A 6111-nucleotide genomic window follows, 5' to 3' on the forward strand; every position below is an offset into this window, starting at 1 on the left:
TGCCGTTCGGGTGGATCCGCGTGTGCGCGGGAGGACGAGCGGGGACCTCTGGGCTGACCGCTCAGCCTCCCGAGAGGAGCACCATGCGCATTCGATCAGTCCTGGCCGCGACGGTCCTCGCCGCCGCCCTGACCGCCACCGGCGCCGCCACGGCCAGTGCCACCCAGCACGACAAGCGGGGCGGCAAGGACGAGGAAGCCGTCTGCAGCCCCTACTTCGGCGGACTTCAGTCGCTCGAGAACAAGATCTTCTGGGGTGGCGCCCACTGCAGCGACTACCTGCGCTGACCTGGCTCGGGTCCCCTTCCGGCGCGCGGCGGGGGACCCGGTCGTCCGGACGCGGTCGGCGGCCGGGACGGCGTCAGGGCAGGGTCAGGACGTCCGCGCCGGTGTCCGTCACCACCAGGGTGTGCTCGAACTGCGCGGTCCGCCTGCGGTCCTTCGTCACGACCGTCCAGCCGTCGTCCCACATGTCGTACTCGTGGGTGCCGAGCGTCAGCATCGGCTCGATCGTGAACGTCATACCCGGCTGCATCACCGTCGTGGCGTGCGGGCTGTCGTAGTGCGGGATGATCAGCCCGGAGTGGAACGACGTGCTGATGCCGTGCCCGGTGAAGTCCCGGACGACGCCGTAGCCGAAGCGCTTGGCGTACGACTCGATGACCCGGCCGATGACATTGATCTGCCGGCCCGGCTTCACGGCCCTGATCGCCCGGTCGAGCGCCTCCCGGGTGCGCTCCACCAGCAGCCGGGACTCCTCGTCGACCTCGCCGACCAGGTAGGTGGCGTTGTTGTCGCCGTGCACCCCGCCGATGTACGCCGTCACGTCCAGGTTGACGATGTCGCCGTCCCTGAGGACCGTCGAGTCCGGGATGCCGTGGCAGATGACCTCGTTGACCGATGTGCACAGTGACTTGGGGAAGCCGCGGTAGCCGAGCGTGGACGGGTACGCGCCGTGGTCGCACAGGTACTCGTGCGTGACCTTGTCCAGCTGGTCCGTGGTCACCCCGGGCGCGATGATCTTCGCGGCCTCCGCCATCGCCCGCGCGGCGATACGGCCGGCGGTACGCATCGCCTCGACGGTTTCGGGGGTCTGCACCTCCGGCCCGGTGTACGGCGCCGGCGCGGGCTTGCCGACGTACTCGGGGCGGCGGATGTTTCCGGGTACCGGACGGGTGGGGGACAGCTCCCCCGGTACGAGCAGCGACTGGCCAGACATGCCAGCGAGTCTAACCAGCGGACATGGGGGAACATGTCGGTGGCGAGAGGAGCTGTCGATGGCCCTGTTCAAGAAGCGCACCGCCGGCAAGCCGGGGGAGTGGTACTACTGCCTGGAGCACAAGAAGGTCGAGGAGGGCCCGGACTGCCCGGGCAAGGACCGGTTCGGGCCGTACGCCTCACCCGATGAGGCCCGGCACGCGATGGAGACCGCCGCCGAGCGCAACCTCCAGTGGGAGAACGACCCGCGCTGGCACGACGCGCCCGCAGGGCCGAGCACCGACGAGGACTGAGCACGCCGGCACGGCGGCGCGCCCCTCGCGCGTCCGCGCCGCGTGCTCGCCCGCCCGGGCGCCCTACCCCGGGCCCGGTAGCCCGTAGCCACTCAGCCCCCACAGGCACGGCGCAGGCGGCCCCGCCGCGCCCGCGCACGGGAGGCCGCCGGTCCGGGTGAGGCCCGTACGCCCGCCCGAACGCTCACCCGCCCGGACCCCGACCCGCCCGGACCCCGACCCGCCCGGGTCGGCCGCCCGGGTCGGCCGCCCGGACCCGGCCGGGCCGGCGGCCCGCCCGCACTCGCGGGCAACCGCTTCTGCGGCGGCCGGGACAAGCGGCGGACGGGTCACCAAGGGGCCGGCGGCGGGGCCGTCAGCGCCTCCGTCAGCCGTGACAGACGGTCCCGGAACCCCCGTCGCCGCCCCGGGGACCCCGCGTTCTCGCCGGCCGCCGCACTGACCAGGTGCTGGACGGTGTCCAGGTCCAGCTCCGCCCCCTCCGGCACGGCCAGCGTGTCGTGCGCCATCGCGGCCAGCTCGCCGCCGCCCGCGCCCAGCGCCAGCACCGTCACCCCGGCCAGCCGGGCGTCGTGCACCCGCTGCAGCAGCGGCGCGGGCTCCTCCGGCGCCACGACCAGCAGGGTCTCGCCGCGCCGGGCCGCCGCGATCCGGCCCGGCCCGACGGCCAGGTGGGGCGGGTCGCAGGGCCGCACATGATGCCGTACCAGCGTGGGGGCCAGCTCGGGGGTGCCCGACCACGCGGCCTCGTCCACCAGGTGCGCGGCCAGGTGCCAGGGCTCGTGGCGGGGGGTGCCCACCAGCAGCAGCCCGCCCCCGTGCGCCACCACCGATCCGCGCAGCACCCCGGCGAACCTCCGGGTGGCCCCCAGCCACTCCGTCCCGGCGAGCACTTCGCGCAGCAACGCGACCCGTACGGCGTCCATGCCACCGCATACTGCCGCAACCGGTCACTCGTGACGCGGAGTTCACCCCGAATTCGCCCGACCCGGGGATGGTGTCGGGATGACCGACGTGACCGTCCCCTTCCGCGCGGGCCACGAGGGGTACGCCAGTTTCCGCATCCCGGCCGTCGTCGCCACCCGGTCCGGCACGCTGCTCGCCTTCTGCGAGGGCCGCAGGGACTCCGCCGCCGACCACGGGCACATCGAGATCGTGCTGAAGCGGTCCACGGACGGCGGCCGCACCTGGGGGCCGCTGCAGACCGCCGCGCGCAACGGCACGGACCTCGCCGGCAACCCCGCCCCCGTCGTCCTGGACACCGGCAGGATCCTGCTCGTGCACGTCCGGGCCGCCGCCTCCGCCACCGAGGCCGCGATCCTGCGCGGCCAGGTCACGGACGCCGACGGGCGGCGCGTGTGGGTGCAGCACAGCGACGACGACGCGGTGACGTGGTCCCGGCCCAGGGAGATCACCGGGCAGGTGAAACGGCCCGGCTGGCGCTGGTACGCCACCACCCCCGGGCACGCCCTCCAGCTGACCTCCGGCCGCATCCTCGTCCCGGCCAACCACACCCTGCCGCCCACCGGCACCGACACCGGCGCCGAGCCCCGGTACAACGGCGGGCACTGCCTGCTCAGCGACGACCGCGGCGAGAACTGGTACCTCGGCTACCTCGACGAGAACACCGACGGCTACGTCAACGTCAACGAGACCACCGCCGCCGAACTCCCCGACGGCCGCGTCTACCTCAACACCCGCAACGATTCCCCGTCCCCCGGCAACCGCGCCGACGCCCACTCCGCCGACGGCGGCAAGACCCTCGTCAAGCCCTTCCGGCCGCAGGCCGGGCTCACCGCGCCGGTCTGCGAGGCCTCCGTCCTCCAGCTGCGCGACCCCGGCCTGCTGCTCTTCTCCGCCCCCGCGGACCCCGGCGGCGCCCGCGCCCTGATGACGATCCGTGCCTCCGCCGACGGCGGCACCACCTGGCGCCCGGTGTTCACCGTCGACGGGCTGCCCGCCGCCTACTCCGACCTCGTCCGCATCGACCCGCACACCGTCGGCCTGCTCCACGAGACCGGTGACTTCGGCGCCTACGAGACGATCACTTTCCGCCGGGTGCCCGTGCACCGGCTGACCTGAGCCGGTACGCGCCCGGCGGCGGACGTAGAGTCGGCCCATGACCTCTACCGACAGCGCACAGACCCCGGCCAAGGCCCCCGCCAAGGACCCCTGGGACCTGCCCGACGTCTCCGGGTACGTCGTCGGCGTGCTCGGCGGCACCGGACCGCAGGGCAAGGGCCTGGCCTACCGGCTGGCCCGGGCCGGCCAGAAGGTGATCATCGGCTCGCGTGCCGCCGAGCGCGCCCGGGCCGCCGCCGGGGAACTCGGCCACGGCATCGAGGGCGCCGACAACGCGGAGACCGCGCGCCGCAGCGACATCGTGATCGTCGCCGTCCCGTGGGAGGGCCACGGCGACACCCTGAGGTCCCTGCGCGGGGAACTGGCCGGCAAGCTCGTCGTGGACTGCGTCAACCCGCTGGGCTTCGACAAGAAGGGCGCCTACGCGCTCCGGCCGGAGGAGGGCAGCGCCGCCGAGCAGGCCGCCGCCCTGCTGCCCGACTCCCGGGTCGCCGCCGCCTTCCACCACCTGTCGGCCGTGCTGCTCCAGGACCCGGAGATCGAGCAGATCGACACCGACGTGATGGTCCTCGGCGAGGAGCGCGCCGACGTCGAGATCGTGCAGGCGCTGGCCGGACGCATCCCCGGCATGCGCGGCGTCTTCGCCGGCCGGCTGCGCAACGCCCACCAGGTGGAATCGCTGGTCGCGAACCTGATCTCGGTGAACCGCCGGTACAAGGCGCACGCCGGGCTCCGCGTCACGGACGTATGACCTCATGGGGGACACTGGTGCCGTAGCAGTGTCCCCCGACCGGATCCGGAGCCGACCCCCATGCCCCGCATCGCCCTCTGCACCCTGATCGTCTGCCTCCTCGCGGTGGCGGCGGCCGTCGTCTCCTTCGTCCAGGGCAGCTGGCTGGGGATCGTCTGGGTGCTGCTGGCGGGTCTGTCGTCCAACATGACCTGGTACTACGTCAAGCGCGGCCGGGCCGGTGCCGGGCGGGACGGGTCCGTCACGAGCTGACCGCCGAGCAGTAGTCGTTGCCGTCCTGCCAGAACCGGTACAGGTCCTGGCCGCAGTAGCGGGAGAAGTCGTCGACGTTCAGCGCCCGCATGATCGAGTCGATCACGTCGAAGAACGCGCCGTTCACCGACGGCACCCACAGCAGCGCGAAGACGAACAGCAGCCCGAACGGCGCGAACGGCTCCACCTGCCGCTTCACGTTGTACGACAGCCACGGCTCCAGCACGCCGTAGCCGTCCAGGCCCGGCACCGGCAGGAAGTTCAGCAGCGCCGCCGTCACCTGCAGCAGCGCCAGGAACGCCAGCGCGAACCGGAAGTCCGCGGGCACGCCGTCCAGCGCATGCAGCCAGAACGGGGCCGTGCACACCGCGGCGAACAGCACGTTCGTCAGCGGGCCCGCCGCCGAGATCAGGCTGTGCCGCCAGCGGCCCCGGATCCGGCTCCGCTCGATGAACACCGCACCGCCGGGCAGGCCGATCCCGCCCATGATCACGAACAGGACGGGGAGCACGATGCTCAGCAGCGCGTGCGTGTACTTCAGCGGGTTCAGCGTGAGGTAGCCCTTCGCGCCGACCGTGATGTCCCCGCTGTGCAGGGCGGTGCGCGCGTGCGCGTACTCGTGCAGGCACAGGGAGACGATCCAGGCCGCGGTCACGAACAGGAACACCGCGATGCCCGGCTGCGCGGCGAACCCGGTCCAGGTGGCCCAGCCCGTCACCGCCGTCACGGCCAGGATGCCGACGAACACGGGACTGATCTGCCGTTCGCCGCGGCGGGTGGTGGCGGTGGTCATGGGCGAGCTCCTGTGCGGGCCGGTTCCGGTCGGGGACTGCGACCGTACCGGCCGCGGACACGTGGGGAAAACGTCTCGCGACGGCCACCGGGTTCCTGGACCCTGGGGTGATGCCACGCATGAGGGTGTTCTACGACCACGCGGAGATGGAGTGCTGCGGCACGCCGTTCGCCGTCGGGGACCGGGTCTCCTGGCGGCTCGTCCCCACCACCCGCGAGGACGGCCACCACGGCGCCGCCGCCTGGGTGGCGAACCACGGCGGCCCCGAGCGGGCGACCACCGGCCGGGTGCTCGCCATCGACCTGGTGCACCAGGAGTTCCTCGCCCACCACGACCCGCGCGCCGTCGCACCGCCCGCCGCCGGCCCCGGCGAAGTGATCTTCGTCGCGGCCGGGCGCGCCCTGGAGCCGGTGCCCGGCGCCCCCGCCCTGGAGGCCGTCGAGGCCTGCCCGAAGTGGTTCGACGCCTTCGAGCAGGAGGAACAGCCGCCCCGGCGGGTTCCGTACCGGGTCCGCCGCGCCGTCGGCGTCCTCGTCACCCTGGACGTGCCCGGCGGCACGCCGACGCGGCCCGGTGACCCCCGCCGACGGCTCCGGGGACAATGAGCCCCGTGCGCTTCACGCTGCTCGGCCCCACGCAGGCGATCCGCCCCGACGGCACGGCCGTCCCGGTCGGCGGGGCACGGCTGCGTGCCCTGCTGAGCGTGCTCGCGCTCCGGGCCGG

The 6111-nt window shown here is 73.6% G+C and carries 9 protein-coding genes; 6 read left to right on the top strand and 3 right to left on the bottom strand.

Going from position 1 to position 6111, the window contains the following annotated elements:
* The first annotated feature begins 83 nt into the window (after positions 1-83).
* Positions 84-287, top strand: coding sequence for a hypothetical protein (locus tag IE312_RS29065; protein ID WP_189985270.1), 204 nt, complete (start codon positions 84-86; stop codon positions 285-287).
* A gap of 73 nt (positions 288-360) precedes the next feature.
* On the opposite strand, the gene map is transcribed toward IE312_RS29065, so the two are convergent.
* The gene (gene map, locus IE312_RS29070; RefSeq protein WP_189985271.1) at positions 361-1218 is read right to left on the bottom strand and encodes a type I methionyl aminopeptidase; all 858 of its coding nucleotides are present in this window, start codon (positions 1216-1218) and stop codon (positions 361-363) included.
* 58 nt (positions 1219-1276) lie between these two features.
* Between map and IE312_RS29075 the strand changes: the two genes are divergently transcribed.
* The gene (locus IE312_RS29075; RefSeq protein WP_189985272.1) at positions 1277-1510 is read left to right on the top strand and encodes a hypothetical protein; all 234 of its coding nucleotides are present in this window, start codon (positions 1277-1279) and stop codon (positions 1508-1510) included.
* Between the two features lie 329 nt (positions 1511-1839).
* Here the strand turns inward: IE312_RS29075 and IE312_RS29080 are convergent, their stop codons facing one another.
* Positions 1840-2436 carry a hypothetical protein gene (locus tag IE312_RS29080; protein ID WP_189985273.1) on the bottom strand — a complete coding sequence of 199 codons (597 nt, stop codon included), beginning with the start codon at positions 2434-2436 and terminating at the stop codon, positions 1840-1842.
* A 79-nt stretch (positions 2437-2515) separates the two neighbouring features.
* Here IE312_RS29080 and IE312_RS29085 point away from each other — a divergent pair, with 79 nt between their 5' ends.
* Genes IE312_RS29085 through IE312_RS29095 form a run of 3 tightly spaced genes read left to right on the top strand, consistent with a single transcriptional unit; the run spans position 2516 to position 4595 of the window.
* Complete coding sequence (locus tag IE312_RS29085) at positions 2516-3592, top strand: sialidase family protein (protein WP_189985274.1); 1077 nt, start codon at positions 2516-2518, stop codon at positions 3590-3592.
* 37 nt (positions 3593-3629) lie between these two features.
* On the top strand, positions 3630-4343 hold the full coding sequence (gene npdG / locus IE312_RS29090; protein ID WP_189985275.1) for an NADPH-dependent F420 reductase: 714 nt from the start codon (positions 3630-3632) through the stop codon (positions 4341-4343).
* Between the two features lie 60 nt (positions 4344-4403).
* Positions 4404-4595: a hypothetical protein gene (locus IE312_RS29095; RefSeq protein WP_189985276.1), complete on the top strand. Its 192-nt coding sequence runs from the start codon at positions 4404-4406 to the stop codon at positions 4593-4595.
* Here the strand turns inward: IE312_RS29095 and IE312_RS29100 are convergent.
* Positions 4585-5388 carry a site-2 protease family protein gene (locus IE312_RS29100; RefSeq protein ID WP_189985277.1) on the bottom strand — a complete coding sequence of 268 codons (804 nt, stop codon included), beginning with the start codon at positions 5386-5388 and terminating at the stop codon, positions 4585-4587. The two genes, IE312_RS29095 and IE312_RS29100, sit on opposite strands and share 11 nt — an antisense overlap.
* Before the next feature lie 110 nt (positions 5389-5498).
* Between IE312_RS29100 and IE312_RS29105 the strand changes: the two genes are divergently transcribed.
* Complete coding sequence (locus tag IE312_RS29105; RefSeq protein WP_189985278.1) at positions 5499-5993, top strand: DUF6578 domain-containing protein; 495 nt, start codon at positions 5499-5501, stop codon at positions 5991-5993.
* Positions 5994-6111: the final 118 nt, after the last annotated feature.

Origin of the sequence: Streptomyces capoamus (assembly GCF_014654935.1) — a bacterium.
In the GTDB taxonomy this organism is placed as follows: Bacteria; Actinomycetota; Actinomycetes; order Streptomycetales; family Streptomycetaceae; genus Streptomyces; species Streptomyces capoamus.